At 42.4% G+C, this 20,712-nt stretch carries 21 protein-coding genes; 4 read left to right on the forward strand and 17 right to left on the reverse strand.

Going from position 1 to position 20,712, the window contains the following annotated elements:
• Positions 1-30: 30 nt before the first annotated feature.
• From NST58_RS20875 to NST58_RS20920, 10 genes are all read right to left on the reverse strand, one after another.
• On the reverse strand, positions 31-1,152 hold the full coding sequence (locus NST58_RS20875) for an FtsW/RodA/SpoVE family cell cycle protein (RefSeq protein WP_076190689.1): 1,122 nt from the start codon (positions 1,150-1,152) through the stop codon (positions 31-33).
• 138 nt (positions 1,153-1,290) lie between these two features.
• A complete protein-coding gene (locus NST58_RS20880) occupies positions 1,291-1,824 on the reverse strand; it encodes a hypothetical protein (RefSeq protein WP_076190686.1) in 534 nt (177 codons plus the stop codon).
• Positions 1,825-1,914: 90 nt separating this feature from the next.
• Positions 1,915-3,300, reverse strand: a complete 1,386-nt coding sequence (locus NST58_RS20885) for a HAMP domain-containing sensor histidine kinase (RefSeq protein ID WP_076190684.1) — start codon at positions 3,298-3,300, stop codon at positions 1,915-1,917.
• 3 nt (positions 3,301-3,303) lie between these two features.
• A complete protein-coding gene (locus tag NST58_RS20890; protein WP_076190682.1) occupies positions 3,304-4,008 on the reverse strand; it encodes a response regulator transcription factor in 705 nt (234 codons plus the stop codon).
• A 138-nt stretch (positions 4,009-4,146) separates the two neighbouring features.
• A complete protein-coding gene (locus tag NST58_RS20895) occupies positions 4,147-5,229 on the reverse strand; it encodes a Gfo/Idh/MocA family oxidoreductase (RefSeq protein WP_076190679.1) in 1,083 nt (360 codons plus the stop codon).
• 17 nt (positions 5,230-5,246) lie between these two features.
• On the reverse strand, positions 5,247-6,164 hold the full coding sequence (locus tag NST58_RS20900) for an AraC family transcriptional regulator (protein ID WP_248548564.1): 918 nt from the start codon (positions 6,162-6,164) through the stop codon (positions 5,247-5,249).
• 2 nt (positions 6,165-6,166) lie between these two features.
• The gene (locus NST58_RS20905; RefSeq protein ID WP_076190676.1) at positions 6,167-7,165 is read right to left on the reverse strand and encodes a Gfo/Idh/MocA family oxidoreductase; all 999 of its coding nucleotides are present in this window, start codon (positions 7,163-7,165) and stop codon (positions 6,167-6,169) included.
• 189 nt (positions 7,166-7,354) lie between these two features.
• A complete protein-coding gene (locus NST58_RS20910) occupies positions 7,355-7,714 on the reverse strand; it encodes a GIY-YIG nuclease family protein (RefSeq protein ID WP_076190673.1) in 360 nt (119 codons plus the stop codon).
• A 42-nt stretch (positions 7,715-7,756) separates the two neighbouring features.
• A complete protein-coding gene (locus NST58_RS20915) occupies positions 7,757-8,236 on the reverse strand; it encodes a DUF6530 family protein (protein WP_038572158.1) in 480 nt (159 codons plus the stop codon).
• Positions 8,237-8,425: 189 nt separating this feature from the next.
• Positions 8,426-8,980 carry a GNAT family N-acetyltransferase gene (locus NST58_RS20920; protein ID WP_076190670.1) on the reverse strand — a complete coding sequence of 185 codons (555 nt, stop codon included), beginning with the start codon at positions 8,978-8,980 and terminating at the stop codon, positions 8,426-8,428.
• A gap of 116 nt (positions 8,981-9,096) precedes the next feature.
• Between NST58_RS20920 and NST58_RS20925 the strand changes: the two genes are divergently transcribed.
• The gene (locus NST58_RS20925) at positions 9,097-9,678 is read left to right on the forward strand and encodes a LysE family transporter (RefSeq protein WP_076190668.1); all 582 of its coding nucleotides are present in this window, start codon (positions 9,097-9,099) and stop codon (positions 9,676-9,678) included.
• Between the two features lie 19 nt (positions 9,679-9,697).
• Complete coding sequence (locus NST58_RS20930) at positions 9,698-10,468, forward strand: AraC family transcriptional regulator (RefSeq protein WP_339244099.1); 771 nt, start codon at positions 9,698-9,700, stop codon at positions 10,466-10,468.
• On the opposite strand, the gene nagA is transcribed toward NST58_RS20930, so the two are convergent.
• The 5 genes from nagA to NST58_RS20955 form a co-directional block, all read right to left on the reverse strand.
• Complete coding sequence (nagA, locus tag NST58_RS20935; RefSeq protein WP_339168591.1) at positions 10,457-11,605, reverse strand: N-acetylglucosamine-6-phosphate deacetylase; 1,149 nt, start codon at positions 11,603-11,605, stop codon at positions 10,457-10,459. The genes NST58_RS20930 and nagA overlap by 12 nt on opposite strands.
• 22 nt (positions 11,606-11,627) lie before the next feature.
• Positions 11,628-12,413, reverse strand: a complete 786-nt coding sequence (locus NST58_RS20940) for a DeoR/GlpR family DNA-binding transcription regulator (RefSeq protein WP_076276126.1) — start codon at positions 12,411-12,413, stop codon at positions 11,628-11,630.
• 174 nt (positions 12,414-12,587) lie between these two features.
• Positions 12,588-13,070, reverse strand: coding sequence for a DinB family protein (locus NST58_RS20945; RefSeq protein WP_339244101.1), 483 nt, complete (start codon positions 13,068-13,070; stop codon positions 12,588-12,590).
• Positions 13,071-13,108: 38 nt separating this feature from the next.
• Positions 13,109-14,575 (reverse strand): YdiU family protein, encoded by a 1,467-nt coding sequence (locus NST58_RS20950; RefSeq protein ID WP_339244103.1) that lies wholly within the window; start codon positions 14,573-14,575, stop codon positions 13,109-13,111.
• Between the two features lie 199 nt (positions 14,576-14,774).
• Positions 14,775-16,064: an L-serine ammonia-lyase, iron-sulfur-dependent, subunit alpha gene (locus NST58_RS20955; RefSeq protein WP_076218429.1), complete on the reverse strand. Its 1,290-nt coding sequence runs from the start codon at positions 16,062-16,064 to the stop codon at positions 14,775-14,777.
• A 133-nt stretch (positions 16,065-16,197) separates the two neighbouring features.
• Between NST58_RS20955 and NST58_RS20960 the strand changes: the two genes are divergently transcribed.
• Positions 16,198-17,007, forward strand: a complete 810-nt coding sequence (locus NST58_RS20960) for a lipase family protein (RefSeq protein ID WP_076127292.1) — start codon at positions 16,198-16,200, stop codon at positions 17,005-17,007.
• A 302-nt stretch (positions 17,008-17,309) separates the two neighbouring features.
• Here NST58_RS20960 and NST58_RS20965 read toward each other — a convergent pair whose 3' ends face one another.
• Positions 17,310-17,651 (reverse strand): DUF4181 domain-containing protein, encoded by a 342-nt coding sequence (locus tag NST58_RS20965; RefSeq protein ID WP_036688860.1) that lies wholly within the window; start codon positions 17,649-17,651, stop codon positions 17,310-17,312.
• Positions 17,652-18,078: 427 nt separating this feature from the next.
• Between NST58_RS20965 and NST58_RS20970 the strand changes: the two genes are divergently transcribed.
• Positions 18,079-18,510, forward strand: a complete 432-nt coding sequence (locus NST58_RS20970; protein ID WP_076190655.1) for a flavodoxin domain-containing protein — start codon at positions 18,079-18,081, stop codon at positions 18,508-18,510.
• A gap of 56 nt (positions 18,511-18,566) precedes the next feature.
• On the opposite strand, the gene NST58_RS20975 is transcribed toward NST58_RS20970, so the two are convergent.
• Complete coding sequence (locus tag NST58_RS20975) at positions 18,567-20,639, reverse strand: serine hydrolase domain-containing protein (RefSeq protein WP_339244106.1); 2,073 nt, start codon at positions 20,637-20,639, stop codon at positions 18,567-18,569.
• Between the last annotated feature and the right edge of the window lie 73 nt (positions 20,640-20,712).

Here is a 20,712-nt window from a genome sequence, read left to right on the forward strand (position 1 = left end):
AATTTCCTCCACTCAGTTCCAATAGCTTATTCAATCAGCGCTTTCATCCTTATGAACTTTAACACTTAGCACTATGCCAATCGCTATCATATTAGTTAGCAACGAGCTGCCTCCATAACTAATAAAAGGTAATGAAATCCCCGTTAGGGGCAGTAACCCAATATGCATCCCAAGATTAACGGAAACTTGAAAGATGAACATAGCGATAAACCCGGTGACAATATAGGTACCCGCACGGTCCCTACTATCCAGCGCAATAAAGATCATTCGGTACACGAGCAGCAAATAAAGCATCAGCAGCACGGATGAACCTATAAAACCGTATTTTCCCCCGATGACTACGTAGATCGAATCGGAATACGCATATGGAATATATCCTTTTCGCAAAAAAATACCTTCACTGCCCGATAATCCCCCGGAGCCAATGGCTAACATTGCGTTTTTCACATGCCAAGACTTATCTGGATCGCTCTGCGGGTCCAAAAAAGCTTGGATTCGTGACAGTTGATGGGGCTCGACAATCTTGGATAACAGGTCGAAGTTAGCATAATACAGCCATAGTATCGTGCCGATCGAAATAATCACAACACCAAGGATCAGAATCATATATAGAGCACGGATGTTACCAATCCACAGCATACTAAGTAATATGCCAGCAAATACGAGTGCTGTACCCAAATCGGGCTGATCCATTATTAAAATGAAAGGAATTAAAAAAACGAAACAGACCGGCACTAAATCTTGAAAAAATCGCAGCCGCTGGCCCTCTCGTGTACCTAATAGATGAGCAATGAGCAGCACCGTACATATTTTAGCCAGCTCGGAGGGCTGAAGCTGAAAGCTCCCAATACTTAACCAACGCACAGCACCATTGAGGTTTTCTCCAACCAGCTTGACTAGTACTAGTAAACCTAGCCCCACGCCATAAAAGAGATAGGCTAACCTGCCTAATAGAATCTTATAATCTACCAAAGCAATGAATAACATGGGTAGGCAAAATAAAGCAAATAAATACAAATAACTTATGTAAAGACCGTCTAACCGCGTATCCGTAGTCGCTTCATAAATAGCAACAGTACCCATGCCAACTAAGCAGGTGGTGAGAAAAAGTACGGATCTGTCCAGCTTTGCAATTTTGGTAGAGATAAGCATTTACAACCTCTATTTAATTTCTGTAGTTTTCTTGTTGTGTAGGGGATATATACATGAAAATGGGCATTATAAATAATCCGCTGAGCACTTTTACTTCTTTTTTCTCAATGAAGCGCTGCGGATGATTAGGTTAAATGATTACCTCAGATCATATTTGCCCTGATACGCCTTCTTCGATAACAGCTTAAGTTTATCTTCACTTAGCGTATAAATATCCATACCATTACCTGCCTCACCCAATGACCAGCCCAGTGCAAGCTCGTTATGGCCATCTTCATCAACATCAAAGAATCCGGCATAATCTAGACCATACCCAAACCCCTCAACCTCGGAAATCTTCTGCCAAGCTTCATTTTCCTGCCTCAACAACATTGCTTTTATAGTGTATCCTTTGTTTTTACTGTACTCATACACAACTACAGCTTCGTCGATTCCGTCTCCATCCATATCGCCAAAGGAGATGGCATTATCTTCTTGTCCCTTCATCGGAGTTATCAATTGAGCTTTGTCTGGAAGGCACTTAATAAATTCCTGGCTCGTTTTGTCTCGCTGCAGATTTGCTTCTGATGATGGAGGTTTAATCAGCTCTCCGGGTGTCGCCGGGACTCCGCATCCTCCGAGCAAAAATAAAGTTGTCAACAGGGTACCAATTTTTATGAATTTGCTCGGCATTTGGATCATCGACTCCTCGCTTGTCCGCATATATAGTATTTTATCTGTGAAAGAGATGAAAGTGGTTATGAAATAGTTAAATTTGAATTCTTATTCTATCGGTAAGTCAAATTGGACAATCGTTCCTTTGCCTAAAGTGCTACTTATTCGCAGCTCTCCATGATGCAATTTAATGATCTGTTCCGAGATGGACAATCCCAAGCCACTGCCCGAAGCCTGTTGATCCCCTTTGTAGAATTTTTGCCGCACATTCTCTAAATCCGTCTCTGCGATGCCTGAGCCTGTATCCTCTACAGAAATTACGACTTTCCCTGGAACCGTATGAGCGGTGATAAAGATTCGACCTGATGAACCAGTAAATTTGAGTGAATTATCAATGAGATTAATCATGACTTGCTTCACACGATTCTCGTCAGCTTGAATCACTGGCAGATGTTCTTCTATTTTCACATCTAGTGAGATGCCTTGTCGGGTCGCTCTAGGGGTAAGTTGTCTGCCGATATGCTGCAGCAGTTCTGTTAGATCCACAGATGTGAAGTGAACGGCGATTCTTCCGTTATCCAACTTGGAGAAATCCAACAATTCATCCACCATATGAGTTAACCTGTCACTTTCGGATTCAATAATATCAAGCCCATCATAAAACAGAGGTTGATTACTCACCTCACTCGCCTTTAAGGTAATTGCCCAACCTTTGATCGAGGTCAAGGGTGTTCGCAGTTCATGGGATACGGAAGCGATAAAATCATTCTTAAGCTGTTCACTCTTGGAGATTCGGCTTGCCATCATATTTAACGTATCCGCCAATGAACCAAGCTCATCTTGATAGCGCTTATGCACTCTGATGCTGAAATCACCTTCGGTCATCTGGTCTGCTGCCTGCTTCAAATCTTTAATGGATCTGGTTATGGTCCAAGACAGTAATAATCCAAGTAAGGTGACAATGCCAATGACGATGATCCCCACCCCGATCAGTAAAACCGTAATCTGTTTAACTGTATGTATAGTTTCCGTTAAGGACGTAATAAATCTGACTCCCCCCATGATGTTTCCATTCGCTTGTAAAGGATAGGATACCGCGTAAATCGCTTCCTCTGTGTTAGGGTCCGCACCTTTCCAACTGCCGGGCTGCCCTTTTATTGCTGCTTGCACATCTATGTACTCAGTCATAGTCAGATCGCCTTGAAGTCCATTTGAATCCTGCAACAGCCGGCCTTCAACATTAATAATCTGTACCTGTGCATCGGAATGACTCGCAAAACCCTTCAGTAACCTATCCGATTGTTCCTCCAGATCCTGGTCCCCAAAGTATTGCTGAAAAAAAGAAGCCGATAGCTCTGCTTGATTCATCAGGGTTTCCTCTATGTTATGAAAATAATAATATCGCACAGATACATTAAGAATGATTTCAAGAATGAGCACAGTAAGACAGATGACTACAAAATAGCTTCCTACTAATCTTTTCTGAATCCCCATTCTTCAACCATCCTTTCTAAAGCGGTATCCGAGCCCCCATACCGTCTCAATCCAAAGCGGATTAGAAGGATCAACCTCAATTTTCTCTCTTAACTTACGCACATGAACATCTACCGTCTTAGGATCTCCAATATAATCCTCTCCCCAGACAAGATTCATTAATTCATTCCTAGAGAGTGCTGTATCCGGATGCTCCAGAAAGGTCTTCATCATCTGAAATTCCTTCGGAGTTAATTCAATGCTGTCATCCTGCTTAAACATCTTGTTTGCATTCAGATCCAGCCGAATCGGTCCAGCTTGAAGTATCGTTTTTTGCGGCTTTAGAGCTGATTCTGTACGGCGCAAAATAGCTTTAATACGTGCTACCAATTCTAATGGATTAAAAGGTTTAACAATATAATCGTCAGCACCCATTTCAAGGCCATTGATTTTGTCCAAATCCTGTCCACGTGCGGTTAAGAAAATGATGATGACCCCAGCGTCTTTCTCTCTTAGCTTTCGGCATATTTCGAACCCATTAGAATCAGGCAACATGATATCCAGAACCAAAACATCTGGACGGCTCACCTCAAAGCTCTGCAAGGCTTCTTCTCCACAAGCAGCTTCACTAACCACAAACCCGTTATTCGTTAAATTTATAGATATAAAACGTCTAATATTATCGTCATCTTCCACAATAAGCACATGATTACGATCAATAGTATCCACGATTTCCACCCCTATTACCCAGAGTCTAAACAAGTAAAAAAACAAAAAAACTCTCCCGGTAAAGAGAGAGTCTTGTCTCAGATCCCTATAATTAAATCACAAGTGGATATTACTCTAAATCGCTATAGTTGTCAAAATCTAATCCAGATACACAGCCTTGCCGGTCTGCGCCGATTCATAAATAGCTTCCAATATTTGCGAAACAACAAAAGCCTGTTCAGGAGTTACAACCGGGTCCTTATCCTGTTCAATCGCTTCAATCCACTTTCTTAATTCTATATCCGGAGCACTTTCAGCTTTTCCTTCATAATAGGCAACGCCGCCTGCCCCAAGCTCAATTTTATTAGTGTACAGCTTGCTGAATTTCTCTCCGTTAATTCTAAGTCCGTCCTTCATATCTGCGCCTGCTTCCGTCCCACTTAAGCTGCATTTCGCTTCATGTACGTCTAGTGAATTCAGAGCCCAGCTCGCTTCCAGCATGATTGTTGCGCCATTCTCCATTACGACCATTCCAAAGGCTGAGTCCTCCACGGTGAACTTTTTAGGGTCCCACGGTCCCCATGCGTTGGCGGCTTCTTCTTTTTGTGAAAGTTCATGATATTTAGTGCCAAGCACGACTTTAGGTTTATAGTTATCCATCATCCAAAGGGTTAGGTCCAGCGCATGAGTTCCGATATCGATAAGCGGACCGCCGCCTTGTTTCTCTTCATCAAGAAATACTCCCCAGGTCGGTACGGCTCTCCGTCTGATGGCATGTGCTTTTGCAAAATAGATATGACCAAGCTCTCCGGACTCACAGGCTTTTTTCAAATATAAGCTGTCTTCTCTATATCGGTTGTCATATCCAATGGTCAGCTTCTTGCCTGTACGTTTCGCTGCTTCAACCATTCGTTTGGCATCTGCCGCTGTCTTAGCCATTGGTTTTTCGCACATCACATGTTTTCCGGCTTCTAGTGCAGCGATTGATATTTCCGCATGGACATCATTAGGCGTAAGCACATGAATAATATCAATGGATTGATCTTTTAATAGTTCAGTGTAATCCGTATAGACAGTAGCTTTATTATTTCCGTATTTCTCCGCTGCTTCTTCAGCACGTTCTTTAATAATGTCACAAAAAGCCACGATCTCAACCTTACTTTGTCTGCTCAAGCTTGGAAGATGTTTGCCATTCGCAATACCACCACATCCAATAATCCCTACACGAAAAACCTTACTCATATCCTTCACCCTCACCTCTAATGGATTTGTTTGCTGTTTCGATAAGTTGCCGGTGTCATGCCTAACCGCTTGCGGAAGACAATATGCAAATAGGTAGCATTGGTAAACCCTTCCGACTGTGCGATTTGTTCTATCGGATAATTGCTTTCTTCAAGCTTGCGGCAGACCGCTTGCAATCGGATGTCCTCAAGCGCCCTACTGAATGATTGTTCTGCATTTACTTGCTTAAACACCCGCTGCAGCTGCCTTGAACTAATATTCAGCTTTTCCGCAACATTTTCTAAGGTAACCGTTCCTGAATAATTCGCTTCCATATATTGCATTGCGTATTGATACCGGTAAGTCAGCATATCTCTAACCGGCGCCTCCGTGCGGATCCCGCCTGAATCATACGCTCTAACGGCCTTTAATAAAATACTAATCACGAGATGCTTAATTGAAGTATAATATCCGGTCAACTTCCCATCGCATGCTTCGTACGCTTCTCGAAAACACTTCATAGCCCCGTGATAATCTTGTGCTGGGACCAAGGGTAAACACTTCAGCTTCTCCACACAGGTCTCAGCTTCCGCAACCTCCCAAAGATCAGCATCATCCCGGATCCTCTTCTTGATGTCAACATGCAGGCATAGCTCTTCCATGGATTCATCTGCGGCTGCCTCTTGACGATGCATGACACCTGGTCCGGTTAGATAGAACATTCCCTCTGACAGAGGATACTTTTGATCCCCAAGAATGACTTCTCCCTTCCCGCGCGGAATGAAATGAAACTCAAATTCAGAATGATTATGGAACTCGACTACTCTGCCCGGTGGAAAAGATGTCAAATGAAATCTAAACACTGTAATCTCGTAATGTCCCCATAGAATCGTGATATCCAATCTTTCAAGCATGTCCTGCTTCTCAAACATCATCTCATAGGGAAAGCTGCTCAACGTTAAGTCCTCCCAATCGGAATTACACAGCCTTCTTTAGCCGAGCGGTTCGCCGCCTCCATTAATCTGGTAAGCTCAACTGCCATTTCAACATTTTGAGTGGCGAGTGTATTATTTTGAATATGATCAACCCATTGATGGAAGGCGCTTTCACGATTGCTTTGCAGGGCTACTTCTTTCCAGCCTTCTTCTTTATCCGTGGATTTGTTCGTTCTAAGAAGAAGCTTATTCTCTGGTGTTCCGTAAAGCAGCGTTCCTTCAGTTCCATGCACCTCGATAGTAAACGGCGAATGACTATTCACGAAACCAGCCTCCACCACACCAATTGCTCCTGAATCCGTAAATAATGTCACTACAGCATTATCTTCCACTTCTTTACCGGTTACATACCCAAAATTAGCACTAACCCCAGTCACATCTTGATCTAAGAAAAGCTTCGCCAAATACATGGGATGACAGCCAAGATCAATCAAAGCTCCGCCTCCACATTGCTCCAAGCTAAAGAAATGATTAGGAAGCCAGCTTTCCGTTGCTCCGTTATGGGATAAGCGAACTCTAACGTAAGTAATCTTGCCGAGCAGCTCCTGACTTAGAATCTCTTGAATAGTTAATGTATAGCCGTCATTTAAACGAGGCAAGGAGACCGTTAGCTTCACTTTGTTCTCGTTAACTTCTGCGATAATTGCGTTAACTTCTTTTAACGTTGGGGCAATAACTTTTTCTGTGAAAATATGTTTGCCCGCCTTGGCCGCAGCCACGATTACGTCTCTATGCATATTCGTTGGTGCATCCACGATAACGGCATCTATATCCTCTTGCGCAAGCAGATCATCCAGTGATTCAAAAAAAGGAATATTCAAGCTTTCCGCAGCTTTGTTCCCACGCTCTACGTTTTCGTCCCAAACTGCAGCTAATACGGTATCTTCATGCTCCTGAGCTTGCTTGGTATAATCCCATGCATGCACATGCCAATAGCTGAGCTTACCAATTCTAATGGTCATTTACTTGTGCCTCCCGTATATATGTTATTCTGACATCTGCTATAAAAATAACACATAATAAACAGCTTTTTTAGTAGGAAAATGCGACAAAACATATATAATATTACGACACATAAAATCCGGAGTGAAATACGATCCCTAAAAAAAGAAACCCTTGCTATAAAAGCTAAAGGTTTCTTTATACTTGGCTTAATGGGTTAGTGGCTTATTATATCCTTTGTCATCAAAGGGCTGCAATTTCTCGAACCACTTCTTTTTCAATAGTTTAAGCTCCCAGCGCACGTCGGTTACGTCTTCTGACTCCTTCTGCTCTAACACCTCATAGCTGAAGGCTTCTGCTTTAAGTTCCTTCCAGTCCTTTTGCAGCTCTGCATTCGCAAATCTGCCCATATCTAATTGCATCTGTATAGTCATCCATTTATTCTTCAGGTTGGGATAGCTGTCAACGAATATTTTCCCGCTTCTTTTGTTTGTAATTTGAATAGCACCCATGTACGTCTTGAGCTGCTTATATTGCTCCTGAAGTTCTTTACGTTTACTTTTGTCCATTATAATTTATGATTCTCCTTTCACAGGCCATTCTGCTAAATTTCAGTACCCCATTTCTTTCAATAAACGGGACAATACCGAAAGTCGTTCTCCGATCATTTCACCATCATCACTAAGCGCCTGAGCGAACAGCTTAATATCATTATCAATCATGGGATTATCTGCACATACAGATACACTCATTGCATCTCCCTGCAGTCCAATACGATCAATCATAGGGCTCTCGGGATCATACATTTTTGGAAAACGATAGGCCTCTTGAAAATACAAACTACTTCTGCAAATCAAAATTGCCAGGTCAAGCACTCTGTGCATTGGCAGCTCTTCGGACTGTCTCGACCATTTGTCCCCTGTATGTCTCCATACCTTTGCTGAGATGTCGACCTTTCCTCTATCGTTCCATTGTGCTAATCCTAGGGACAGACCTTTTGCATCTGTGTCCCCGGCGTACCGGCCATCAACCTGCTCGTAATTTTCTGACACGACTACAGGTTTATGTTTTAGAGTTGTTGGAATTTTCATGTTAGTCACTCTCCATTTTATGATTTACTAATTTACTCATTTACTAAATTACTAATTTACTAAATATAAGATTCATATTACCCGGCAAAAGATCATCTGTCAAACGACATTACACCCGTTTTATCCAACAAAACAAAAAATCCCTCTGCGCGTAGCAAAGGGACTGTTATTTTCATGTACTATATATCTCTAGCTTAAATGATCATTCACATTACAAAACCAAACCATATGGACAGAATCAGGTCCCCAATAGTCTTCTACTACTTTATAAGGCTGCCCAAATTTACGTTGCCACCTGACCTGTGCATGTTTATAACCGCTGTCCAGACAAAACTGCTCTACCCCTTGCTTTTTTAGAAATATCATCATTTCCTTAATTAAGGCTGAACCCACACCTTGGCCCTGATAACTTGGCATAATGTATAGACTGCCCAATTCCCCTATTTCATCTAACTGATGATCCGTGCAGGTTTGAATATCTTCGCCACAAGGTCCAAAGGAAATCGTACCGACAACCTGCTCTTCTATTTTTGCAAGAAGGAAGTAAGGCTCCCCAGTCGTAGTATCCAGTGAAGTCATCACCATTTGCTTTTTATGATCTATTTCACTTTGGATATCGTCTTGTAAATGATCAAGCCCTTCTTTTTCAAAGGCATCTTGGATTGAAGTTTCAAAAACAGAGCATGTGGATTCAAAATCAGCTGGAGAAAGCGTGCTTATGGTCATTGGATTACTCTTATTCATTGATTCGGACACCTCTTCTATTCCCGGCCGGAATTCTTAAAAATCCTGCAATAATATACTATCAGCATTCAGACTGAAAGGTTTATATTCATAGAACTACTTTACTGGAGGTCATCATGAATATATTGTCCTTTCTGATCTATTGCGTTGTCGCTACATTTACACCCGGTCCTACCAATATTGTTATTCTTTCTTCCGTGCAACATTCCGGGGCTAAAAAATCAATGGGGTATGTATACGGATCTACGCTGGCTTTTGGCTTATTACTCATCCTTTCTACTCTGCTGAACCGTGTTCTAGTAGAAATCATCCCAAATATCCTGATCATTATGCAAATCATTGGGAGTTTATATATGCTCTACCTTGCTTATAAAATCTTTAAAATGGGTTCAATGGAAGACCAGCCTGACCCTAATGCCAATTTCCGCTCAGGCGTGCTTATGCAGCTTGTGAATCCTAAAGTGCTAGTATTTACACTAACGGTCATTCCCAACTACGTAATGCCATTCTATACCTCTTCGCTTGCCTTGTTTATATTTGTTATAATTATAACTGTGATCGGATTTTTTGCATTTACGACATGGGTTGTATTTGGGACAATCTTCAGAACATTTATGAAAAATCATCAAAAAGTTCTAAATACCGTGATGGCACTGTTTTTAGTATACTCAGCCATTATGATATCGGGAATCCTATAAAGTCGCGGAGGTTAAGAACGTGGAGAGATTTAACTATAAAAAGTCAGCAGAGATCCTGTCCTTATCCGCCAGCCTTACTGATTTCACCTATAAAAAACATTGCCATGAGGAATATGCACTCGGTGTGACCCTTCGTGGCATTCAGCAATATAATCTTGACGGTAGTTTGCAGTCCTCTCATAAAAATGGCGTAATGTTGTTTAATCCGGAACAAACGCATGATGGCAATGCGTATGATAAAGGTGGCATTGATTATGTCATGCTTTATATTAAGCCAACCCTAATGTTAGAGATATTAAGAAAAAAAGAACTCCGCTTCGCCACTCCTATCTTATACGATGACAAATTGGCGCAGTGCATATTAGCCCTAAACCATGCCATCCAGAATGGCAAAGAGGAGTCTTTGTGCAGTGAACTGTTATTCACTCTGGTTCATTTAGTCTCTAATACTGAAATAGTTACCGATCGTAGAACGAATAATAAATTTCTCAAAAAAGCAAAGGAAATGATGTACTGCAGTTTAGACCATGTGCTGAAGCTGGACGATCTCTGCACAGAGTTTGGTCTATCCAAATATCAATTTATTCGCGAGTTTAAGACACATACAGGAATATCACCCTATCAATTTTTCTTAAATTGCAAGGTAGAGCGTGCCAAGCAGTCCATAGAGAGAACCAAGGATATCTATGCAGCTGTTGTAGATTGCGGATTTGTGGATCTAACTCATCTGAACAGGCATTTTAAAAGCGTGTTCGGAATAACCGCACATGAATACCGGTCACAGCTGTAAGATCTGCCCTCCTACCATTGTCCAGAGCACTTTGAATTCATCATCCAAGAGAACCAGGTCAGCATCCAAGCCAGAGGTGATCGTCCCCTTTTGTTGAAGTTCAAGAATATTGGCCGGTGTAGTTGAAGCCATTTGCACGGCATCTGTGAGCGAAATTCCAGTTTCGACAGTATAACGTAAGGCTTCATTCATGGTAACTGTACTGGAGGCCAGCGTGCCATCTTCCAATCGCGCTATGCCACCAGATACCGTAACCTGATGTCCTCCAAATATATAATTTCCATCCCCTAACCCCATTGCCTGTAAGGCATCTGTGATCAAGACCATTCCTTCCGGTCCTTTCATGGTATGCATCAAGCGGATAATTGCAGGATGCAGATGGACATTATCAACAATAGCTTGCAGGCTCACATGCCTCTCTTCGAAAGCGGCAACCACAATCCCCGGATCTCGATGATGGATCGGCCGCATGCCATTAAAACAATGCGTAACATGACTTGCCCCAGCGGCAAAAGCTTGTTTGGCTTCCTCATATGTGGCATCCGAATGAGCAATCGCTATCACCACTCCCCGTTCTTTCAAAAAGGAAAGAAGCTCCATGCCTCCCGGCAGCTCAGGAGCAATCGTAACCATTTTTATGAGTGATCCAGCTTCTTGGAAAATGAGCTTCATTTCCTCTAAGTTAGGATGCCGCAGATACTTTTCATTTTGCATTCCTTTTCTCTTGGGGTTTAGATAAGGTCCCTCTAAGTGAATGCCTGCGATCTTTGCTCCCACTTCATGCCCAATTACACGTTTGACACTACGAATCATCTCTAAAAGATCCTCCATCGTAGAACTCACAGAGGTAGCCAGAAATGAGGTGCAACCAGAAGCTGCACAAGCCTTCGATACTTCTTGAATACTCTCTTCAGTACCGTCCATCATATCAAACCCGTTAGCGCCATGAATATGCACATCTATCATTCCGGGCACTAACAAATGCCCTCCGCCATCAATCCGTTCATACTCACCCTCTGGGATAGAAATATCTCCTGAGTCTATCCTCATCACTTTTCCTTCAGAAATCCATACATTGGCCGCTGAAACTATACTATTCTGAAGCACTACTTGTACATTTTGCAAAATATAAGTCATAAACATTCTCCTCCATTCGTTATCACTCTTGATTTCGAACCTCTTCAGCTTCATCTAGACACTCAATAACTGTGATGTTCTTCTGATCTAGAACTTCTCTGATCTCGATTGGAAGCTCTCGATTTGTAACTAAAATATCAACGAAATCAAAGTCTAGCCGATAAAAGGATTTAGCATTAAATTTGGTGTGATCCGCTACTAAAATCACTTGATCAGATCTTCGAGCCATTTCTCTTTTTACCCGCGCATCTTCTTCATAAGGATAATAGAGTCCATCAGCACAGATCGCCGATGCTCCAATAAAGGCTTTATCCGCACGAATTTCACTAAGTTTATCGATAATGGAAGAACCATATAACAAGCGGTTTTTCACATTCAAGTAACCACCAAGTACATAAATTTGCAGATCCTCGCGATGGGATAAAATCCCTACATTATCTATCGAGTGCGTGACAACCGTAATATCCTGCGCACTAATTTGTTCTGCAACAAACTGTACAGTGGTCGATACGTCTAAAATCACAGTCTCACGATCTTGGATAAGCCCGGCCGCGATCTTCCCTATTCTCTGCTTACTCTCGGATTCATCGATCAAACGATCCTGGTAAGATAATAATTCTTTTTGCAATTCAGGTAACGCTAGACCGCCATGCGTCCGAACAACGACGCCCTCTTGTACTAACCTAACAATATCCCGTCGGGCAGTATCTCTTGAGACTTCAAATTGCGTACAGATATCTTGAACACTCATCGATTGGTGTTGTTTCAAATATTCGAGTATTTTTAATAATCGTTCCTCTTGATACATAATGAAATTCACCTCCTAAAGTCATCATAAGTCATTTTATAAGTATTTACAAGCATTTATAAGTTAATAATTAAGTATATATAAGTATTAATGCGAAAAAAAGACGAAAGCCAGATGAATGTGCATCCGCTAACGCCTTTAAAATGTCTATTCTTTAGGATTCACTTCACAATGTCACTTCACATCGCGGTTCCAGCTCTTCTGTATCTTTCGAATATAAACAATTTGGCCCACATGATAAGCATTATGGGTTGTTACATTTCCGAGGACTTCCCACCATTTACTGTCTGGAAATCCTTGAACATCAGCTTCCAATTGTTCTTTCTTAATCAATTCCTGCCAGTTTAAAAGAACCTCTAAAAGTTGTTTTTGCAGCGCTTCGAACGTTTTCCCTTCTGCAACGACAAAGGTATTATTATTACTATCCACTGGAGGAACCGCCTGAACACTGGCTTCTTTATACCTTGTTTGCCAAGTTTCATTCCAGTAAAGCAGATGCTGCACAATCTCAGCAATACTATTGCTTTCTTCCGTTACCTTCCAAAAAGCTTCTTCTTCACTTAAGTCTTTAACCGCCACTTCAAGGGGCACATACCAACTCGGATCATTCGCATTGGCCAGCAACTGATTGGCTAGAACATCATAAGCATGAAACATTCTTCCTTCCCCCATTTTCCAGATAAATTATATGCAAATCAAGTACCGCAGAATGTACGATATGGACATGCGGATTCCTCAGGAAGTGCCGAGTATTCCTCTTGTTCAGAGGAGTAGGCGTATGGGTTAGTCAAAGCTTGAAGTAACCTCTCCATCACATCGTAATCTTCCCGCTCTACCGCAGCCTCAAGCGCTTCTTCTACACGATGGTTCCGTGGAATAATCGCAGGATTGCTGCTGTGCATCAGCTTCAGCGAAGAGGATTGTGATTCCTGCTGCCTGCTAAGTCGCGCCTGCCACAGCTCATTCCATTCCTTAAATTCAGGGGTGCCAAACAGAGCAGCATCTTCCATTACGCCTAGAGTTAAGGACCGAAATGTATTAGTGTAGTCAGCCCGATATTTTTGCATCAGTTCAAGGAGGGTATCAATCAGAGCAACATCCTCTAACTCTTCGTTAAAGATTCCCAGCTTCGCTCTCATTCCCGTTAGCCAATATTGATAGGACCGCTCCGAAAAATCTGAAATTGCCTCCTCAGCCAGCTTAATCGCCTGTGCCTGATCGTCAGCCAGCAATGGCAAGAGAGTCTCGGCAAATCTGGCGAGATTCCATGCGCCAATCCCGGGCTGATTGTGGTAAGCATAACGACCCTGCTGGTCTATGGAACTAAATACTGTCTCAGGATTATACACATCCATGAAGGCACATGGACCATAATCAATCGTTTCTCCGCTAAGGGCCATATTATCAGTATTCATCACTCCGTGAATAAAACCTACAAGCTGCCATTTAGCAATTAGCGCTGCTTGACGTTCCATTACTTCCCGAAGCAGAACAAGATATGGATTATCTTCCACAGGAGCTTCTGGATAATGTCTTTGCAACGTGTAATCAGCCAGAATACGCAGATCCTCCACAGTCCCCCATGCAGCAACATATTGGAAGGTTCCAACACGCAAATGACTGGCAGCAATCCGGGTCAGAACCGCCCCCGGCTGTTCCGTTTCCCGAATTAGCGGCTCCCCTGTAGCTACCACCGCCAAGCTGCGAGTCGTAGGAATCCCAAGTCCATGCATAGCTTCACTGATGATATATTCGCGTAACATCGGTCCAAGCGCTGCCCGGCCATCGCCACCACGAGAGTATGGGGTTCTTCCCGCACCCTTCAATTGAATATCTACACGATCACCTTGAGGTGTGATCTGTTCGCCCAGCAGCACTGCTCGACCGTCTCCCAACATGGTAAAATGTCCGAATTGATGTCCAGCATAAGCTTGCGCAAGCGACAGGGTACCTTCAGGAACTTCGTTGCCGGCAAGAATCCCAAGACCCTCCTTACTCTGTAGTGCTGTGCTATTCAGCCCAAGAGTAGCAGCCAATGGTTCATTAAAAATAATCAGTTCCGGTTTACGCACAGGCGTTGGCTTAATCCTTGTAAACATTGATTCCGGCAGATGAGTATAACTGTTCGCAAAATTCCAGCCTATATCTATTTTCTCTGTCATATTATCTCCTTTTTATACCCTCAGTCTCTATGCCTTTATTAACTCAGAATAAGTTATGTTAAAATTTAATGCAAATCTTCTCGCAGACCTATGTTTTTGCCGAAGTGTTACAAAGACCGCCCGGCTTCCTGCCATTTTATGCAGGGAACCGGGCGGTCTTAATTATGATGTTCTATCTTGTTTTCAACTTATTTGGAAGCTAATTCGCTCCGCCTTTGGAGAGCATAATATTGAGAATGGTCTTGTCAGTATCCGCCAGCCCTTCCTGAACCAAACGCTCCATGTTGCGGATGGTATCTTCCACCTCTTCGAAAATTACACCATCCTTGGTTGTAGGAGCAATGTTGTTCATAGCCAGTGTGGCTGCCTGGATCGCCGTATTGGTGGAGGTGGAAATCTTCAGCGCACAGGTAGAATTCGCACCGTCACAGATCATGCCTGACAAAGAAGCTATCGTATTCTGTATCCCATGCTTGATCTGCTCAAGACTGCCGCCCATGAGATAAATGATCCCGCTATTTGCTCCTACTCCCCCTGCAATCCCTGAACCACATAATGGGGACAAACGCCCGATATAATGTTTGATGTGCACAGTGACCAGATTGCTCAGTGCAAGCGCCCGAGCTAGCATTTCTTCATCCTTGTCCAGCAATTCCGCCAGAGCTATAACGGGAAGCGTACAGGCGATGCCTTGATTGCCACTGCCCGCAGTTGTCATCACAGGCATTGCACTGCCATCCATTCGAGCATCTGAAGCCGCTGCGGTAGCCGCGATAATTCTGTTCGCTACATCATTGCCGAACAGATTCACCGCTGATTGCTGATTCATTTTCTTACCTACTTGCAAGCCATAATCGCCTCGCAATCCCTCATCAGAGATCGCTTTGTTCATCCGCGCCCCTTCCAAGAGAAAGCTTAGGTCTGAAAAAGGAGCGGTACAGATAAACTCGAATATCTGGTCAACTGAGCCCGCATACTCTTCCGTGTCGGAAAGACCAGGCTTGCCACAGTCGGCTTTTGAATTCCGGGGTGTTATTTTCTCCCCGTCCAGAGCCAAATATTCTATATGGGTGTGCTCTCTGGCAATAATGGCAGTCGCCGTATGGTTCTGCGTAAACAACTGGGCTTCAATATATAATTTCTCAGGAGTGTCCTTTATCTCCACTTTTAGCAGCTTTCTATCCAGCAGGTCATTTGCCATCTTCAACTCAGCCTGCGTCAGACCTGACAGAATTTCCAGCTCCTTGTGAGAACGGCCGACCACCGCTCCAAGGGCTGCTGCGATGGGCAGGCCTGTCTGGCCTGTCCCGGGAATGCCCACTCCCATTGCATTTTTAATAATATTACCGCTGAGATGCAGCTGAATCCCCGTAATTTCTTCCTCGAGAAGCTCTGCCGCCAAGGAGACGGCATACGCAACTGCAATCGGCTCCGTACAGCCTTCTGCCGGCACGACTTCCTTGTGTAAAATTTCCAATAAGTTGCTCATGTATGCATTTCCCCCTTTTCTCTCGCTGTTGGACTTATTTATATATAGTAACTCAGAGAGAAGTTTCAGGGAATCCTTTTTCTTAGGAATCACTCCTTCATCCCCCTAATATAGTGTAGGAAAGAAAGGCGGGATGTACGTGAGTAAGCGGGATGAGCAAGAGCAAAGGGCGATCTTTCTAGCTGCAGTCTGCGGGCAAACCTATACACAATTTTCAAATATAGATGGAGTTTTCGTCATTCCATTAGATTATCAGCTATGTCATCCCATTGAAGCACAATCCTTCAATAATGTATGGGAACGTTTCGGCTTTATTTTGGAGTCTCCACAAGAGATTATTATCGCCTTTCGGGGAACCAGTACGACGACCAATTGGATATCCAACGTCCTCGCTTCACAGGAACGGTTCAAATATCTTAAAGAAGACTCTCTCACCCATCGTGGCTTCACCAACATTTATTCTTCAGCTCGGGACGGCATCTTCTCTGCGCTCTCCAAGCTATCTCCTGACAAGACCCTATACATTACGGGCCACAGCCTCGGTGGAGCGCTCGCCACCTTATGTACCTTAGATATTGCGGCAAATACCTCTTACACCTCACCTAACCTATATACTTATGGTTCCCCACGGGTAGGTGATCCGGACTTCGTTAATATTTTCAAACAATATGTGCGGAAGAGTTACCGGTATGCCAATCTTTTTGATGTTGTAACCTACGCACCTCCACATGTCTATAAGCTCCCCAAACGGGAAAAAAAGTATTATTACAATCATGTCCATACTTTTAACTCACTGTCTTTCCAGAATGGATCTACAAGTGGTAATCACGTAATCAGCAGCTATTTCGCCGAGCTCTCCAAGCTCCAACCGGAATTCGCTCAAGAATTATGTATAACGAACCCTGGATTCTGTCCACTCGTGGCTACGAAAGCAGAAGTATAATGTGAACACAAAAAGGAGGTGCCCAACAAGCCATATGCTGGCTGCCGGAACACCTCTTTTCTTCGTATGATTCGATGCCATCAGCAGTTACAAAGTCACTAACGGACTCCATTGACACTAACAGCAGTATATTTCCACTTTAAGAATTCCATCGGACCCCATGGACACTATTGGCATAAAAAACCCGTAATATAAGTCACTTTCTAACGAATAGCTGCACTGGAGTCCGAAACGCTGCCCAAAAGGCGATTATTTAGCAATTAACATCATCTGGGTCCGAAACCGGTACGAATGAAACTAGATCAGAATATAAAATAAACTAATACCACACCCAGGACTAACAGAATAAGTGAAACTATGTGCTGTTTCGTATGTTTTAGAAATTTCCAGTCGATGAACGACTGAAACCCTATTGCTACTACTATAACTACAATCCAAAACCATTTTATAACCGTACCCTCTGGGCCATCGGCAATTATTATCACAATCCCCGTAATTAATCCCACAAGTGCAAGTATAAGCTTCCCTTTTATATTAAGCTCATAACCGTCTTCAGGAAGTTTTTCTTTATCCGGGCCAACAATCCATATCCTTAGAAATAGGTTAGAAAAAGCAAGGATTATAAGTATAAGTCCAATTTTCACTTTCGTTCACCTCCACTCTTATATAGAATTCATTCGTATTTATTTCTGATCATTAGTTCTTTGATTTCTTTTAACTCATTTAATATTTCTTTTGATAGTTGCGTACTTCTAGAGTTATCGATGCCTACTTTAATCACGAATATTCCAAGCAACAAATAGATGATTAGCATTACGATGATCCCCAATTTACGTTCACTCCTCTTATTTTTGTATATTTCATTAAAGATATAGTTAGCATTAGATTAATATTATTCCCATGATAGTATAATAAGGATATCTAATTAACACTCAGGAGCTTGCCGTTGGCTTGACAAATGATCAGTATATTCGATAAAATATACTATATCTTGATAATCAAGATAATTGGTATGCGAGAGTTTTTTCAATGCGGGAACACGATTAATCTTAACTGAAAAGAGGGAACACAATGGCAGTACTTATTCTATACGCTACAAAATCTGGAGCAACAGAACAATGTGCAAAAGTATTATCAGAAGAGCTACCTCAGAGCAAAATTTGCAATATAGAATTAGAGAAGCCGAATATCGAGGCATTTGATAGCATTATTTTAGGAGCAGGAGTAAGAGATGAAAAAATATATAAAGCCATTCGTGACTTTATCAAAAAAAATAAAGATGAGTTACTGACTAAGAAGATGGGCTACTACATTTGCAACGAGAAACCTAAGAAAACCGAAGAATTAATAGAGAAAAATTTCCCTGATGATCTGAAAGAAGCTGCGATTTGTATTGAATCTTTTGGAGGTTATAAGGCCTATAAGGCTCCAAAGGAAGGTACTGATCAGCTAAAAGGGATTTTGGTAGATAAAATAAGAGAATTCTCACAAAATTTCAAATAAAAAATCCTGTTACCAAGACGAAAATCTTGATAACAGGATTCTTTTTTTATATACGTTTATTGCGCCTTGAGGGTCACTTCAAACTTCGCACCGACATCACCTACAAATACAATTTTGCCGTTGCTAGGAAGTTTGACTTGTTTAAGACCGCTTATGGTGAAGTAATTCACACATACACCATTCTCATCATAGACGGCAAAGGAACTTTTGGTTGGCAGCTCTACTGTCATTATCTTACCTGTTGCCGTTTCAGGAACTCCATACCATCTAGCATATCCATCTGATTGGATAGTTACCATAGATTGCGGGCCTGCATAAATAGGTTTAACCGCATCTTGATGTATAAACAATTGATTGCCAATCTTTAAATACTCCACACCATTTTTCTCTTCAAAAATAAGATCCGCAAGATCGCGCCCAGCGATGGTTGGGATTTGCACGGTCATTTCTGCTTTATTAGGCCCAGTTATTTTATTCGAGCCCATATAACCAGGTGCGTCAGGGAACATAGCGATTCCAGCTACCGGCATACTCATGTAATATTGGGAGCTGTACTTCTCGCTGACATCAAAATACAATTTCCCTTGGCGCTGCTGCCATGCAGTAGTGACCTCTTGAGATAGGGCATTAGGTTCAAGCTTCTCAGCTGCATATTGGGTAACGGCAGTTTCACCAAGTCCTGGAATCACCCCATACCCTTGACTCCAAAGATAGATACGGCCATTGCTCTCCTTCACAAAGCTAACTTTACTTGTACCCTCTGCATCTAAGAATTCTCCGTTCGAATTATAGGAAAATTTCTGCACCGGCATTGTAGGAGCTATAATTGAAGATATACTCAATTCCCCAGTTTTACTAACCTCTATCTTCATCAGTTGCGTAGAATCACCATAGACACCCGCATAGTTTAGCAATTCTTGCGGCATATCCTCTTTGTTCGAAGTTTTAAATGTAGGTGTAGCTTTCAGTTCCTTAATAACTCCCTTTTCCTGTAAAGCGCTGAGTAAAATTTCGTTGGCAAGCATCTGGTCCGTTGTACTTGATCCGCCAGAAGATATTACTGCTGCTGCCATCTGCTGCTCGGGCAATACAACTAATGAGGTATGATACAGACCTGTATCTCCACCCTTTGTCAAAGCCTTGATTTCGTACTGGTTAAATGGATATAAGTTCACACTGTCCCAGCCTAATCCATAAGCTAACGAATTATCGGCTCCTTTAGGCCATATTCCACGCTTATATTCCTCTTGTTCCATCGCTTTTACAGACTTTTCTGACAAAATGCCAGTCGATTGGCCTGTAAAAATAGTTGCAAAACGCACCAAATCCTCAGCAGTGGAATAGATACCACCTGTTCCAATCACGTTAATGGTTTCTTTGGGTAAAGCTGCTGAGTAGGTAGCATTATAGACACTAGCCAGCTGAGAAGAAGCTACAGAATCTACAGGCGTTTTCGTATGTTCAAGCCCTAGAGGTTCTGTGAAATTTTGATGAATGAATGTGGTAAAGTCCGTGCCACTGACCTTTTCAACAATCAACTCAGCCAACGTAAATCCATCATTACAATATACTGAGTAGGCGCCTGGATCGGCCTTCAGACGTTGTGTTGACAAAGTCTCTAGCAAACTATCTTTTGCAATAGGATCGGAATCATTAAATAAGAAAGAATTGGATAAGTTCGAGCCAGCAAGACCTGATGAATGATTCAACAGCATCCGTACAGTGATTTGCTTATAACGAGAATCTTCCATCGTAAAATTATTCAAATAAGATACGACTGAACCGTCCAAATCTACTTTTCCTTGCTCAACAAGCTTCATAATAGAAGCTGTTGTATACATTTTACTCGTCGAGCCAATACCATACATCGTTGTGACGCTTGGTGCTGTCTTACTCTCCACATGGCTAAATCCAGATTGACCGCTCACAACGATATTATCGCCATCAATAAGAGCATATTGGAGACTAGTCGTCCCCAGCTTCTCCGTTAAGAACGCCGCCTTCTCTGCTGCCACCTTCTGAGTGTTCACATACGTTTGCCCTTTGCTGCTATCCGCTGCTAAAACACTAGTAGGGACATACACCAATAGAAGCAATGCAACTAATAAGGATGCCAAATTTTTCTTCATACATAACCTCCCGATATGAAATCGTCATCCTTTAAAGGATAATTTATCCATGGAGTAATGTAAAGGAAGTTTA

This window comes from Paenibacillus sp. FSL R10-2796 (assembly GCF_037965315.1).
GTDB classification, from domain to species: Bacteria; Bacillota; Bacilli; order Paenibacillales; family Paenibacillaceae; genus Paenibacillus_AQ; species Paenibacillus_AQ odorifer.

Bases quoted from the DNA above. Each gene is read 5' to 3' on its own strand.
- NST58_RS20875 (WP_076190689.1), bottom strand. From the start codon at position 1,152: ATGCTTATCTCTACCAAAATTGCAAAGCTGGACAGATCCGTACTTTTT.
- NST58_RS20880 (WP_076190686.1), bottom strand. From the start codon at position 1,824: ATGCCGAGCAAATTCATAAAAATTGGTACCCTGTTGACAACTTTATTT.
- NST58_RS20885 (WP_076190684.1), bottom strand. From the start codon at position 3,300: ATGGGGATTCAGAAAAGATTAGTAGGAAGCTATTTTGTAGTCATCTGT.
- NST58_RS20895 (WP_076190679.1), bottom strand. From the start codon at position 5,229: ATGAGTAAGGTTTTTCGTGTAGGGATTATTGGATGTGGTGGTATTGCG.
- NST58_RS20905 (WP_076190676.1), bottom strand. From the start codon at position 7,165: ATGACCATTAGAATTGGTAAGCTCAGCTATTGGCATGTGCATGCATGG.
- NST58_RS20910 (WP_076190673.1), bottom strand. From the start codon at position 7,714: ATGGACAAAAGTAAACGTAAAGAACTTCAGGAGCAATATAAGCAGCTC.
- NST58_RS20915 (WP_038572158.1), bottom strand. From the start codon at position 8,236: ATGAAAATTCCAACAACTCTAAAACATAAACCTGTAGTCGTGTCAGAA.
- NST58_RS20920 (WP_076190670.1), bottom strand. From the start codon at position 8,980: ATGAATAAGAGTAATCCAATGACCATAAGCACGCTTTCTCCAGCTGAT.
- NST58_RS20925 (WP_076190668.1), top strand. From the start codon at position 9,097: ATGAATATATTGTCCTTTCTGATCTATTGCGTTGTCGCTACATTTACA.
- nagA (WP_339168591.1), bottom strand. From the start codon at position 11,605: ATGACTTATATTTTGCAAAATGTACAAGTAGTGCTTCAGAATAGTATA.
- NST58_RS20940 (WP_076276126.1), bottom strand. From the start codon at position 12,413: ATGTATCAAGAGGAACGATTATTAAAAATACTCGAATATTTGAAACAA.
- NST58_RS20945 (WP_339244101.1), bottom strand. From the start codon at position 13,070: ATGTTTCATGCTTATGATGTTCTAGCCAATCAGTTGCTGGCCAATGCG.
- NST58_RS20950 (WP_339244103.1), bottom strand. From the start codon at position 14,575: ATGACAGAGAAAATAGATATAGGCTGGAATTTTGCGAACAGTTATACT.
- NST58_RS20955 (WP_076218429.1), bottom strand. From the start codon at position 16,064: ATGAGCAACTTATTGGAAATTTTACACAAGGAAGTCGTGCCGGCAGAA.
- NST58_RS20960 (WP_076127292.1), top strand. From the start codon at position 16,198: ATGTACGTGAGTAAGCGGGATGAGCAAGAGCAAAGGGCGATCTTTCTA.
- NST58_RS20970 (WP_076190655.1), top strand. From the start codon at position 18,079: ATGGCAGTACTTATTCTATACGCTACAAAATCTGGAGCAACAGAACAA.
- NST58_RS20975 (WP_339244106.1), bottom strand. From the start codon at position 20,639: ATGAAGAAAAATTTGGCATCCTTATTAGTTGCATTGCTTCTATTGGTG.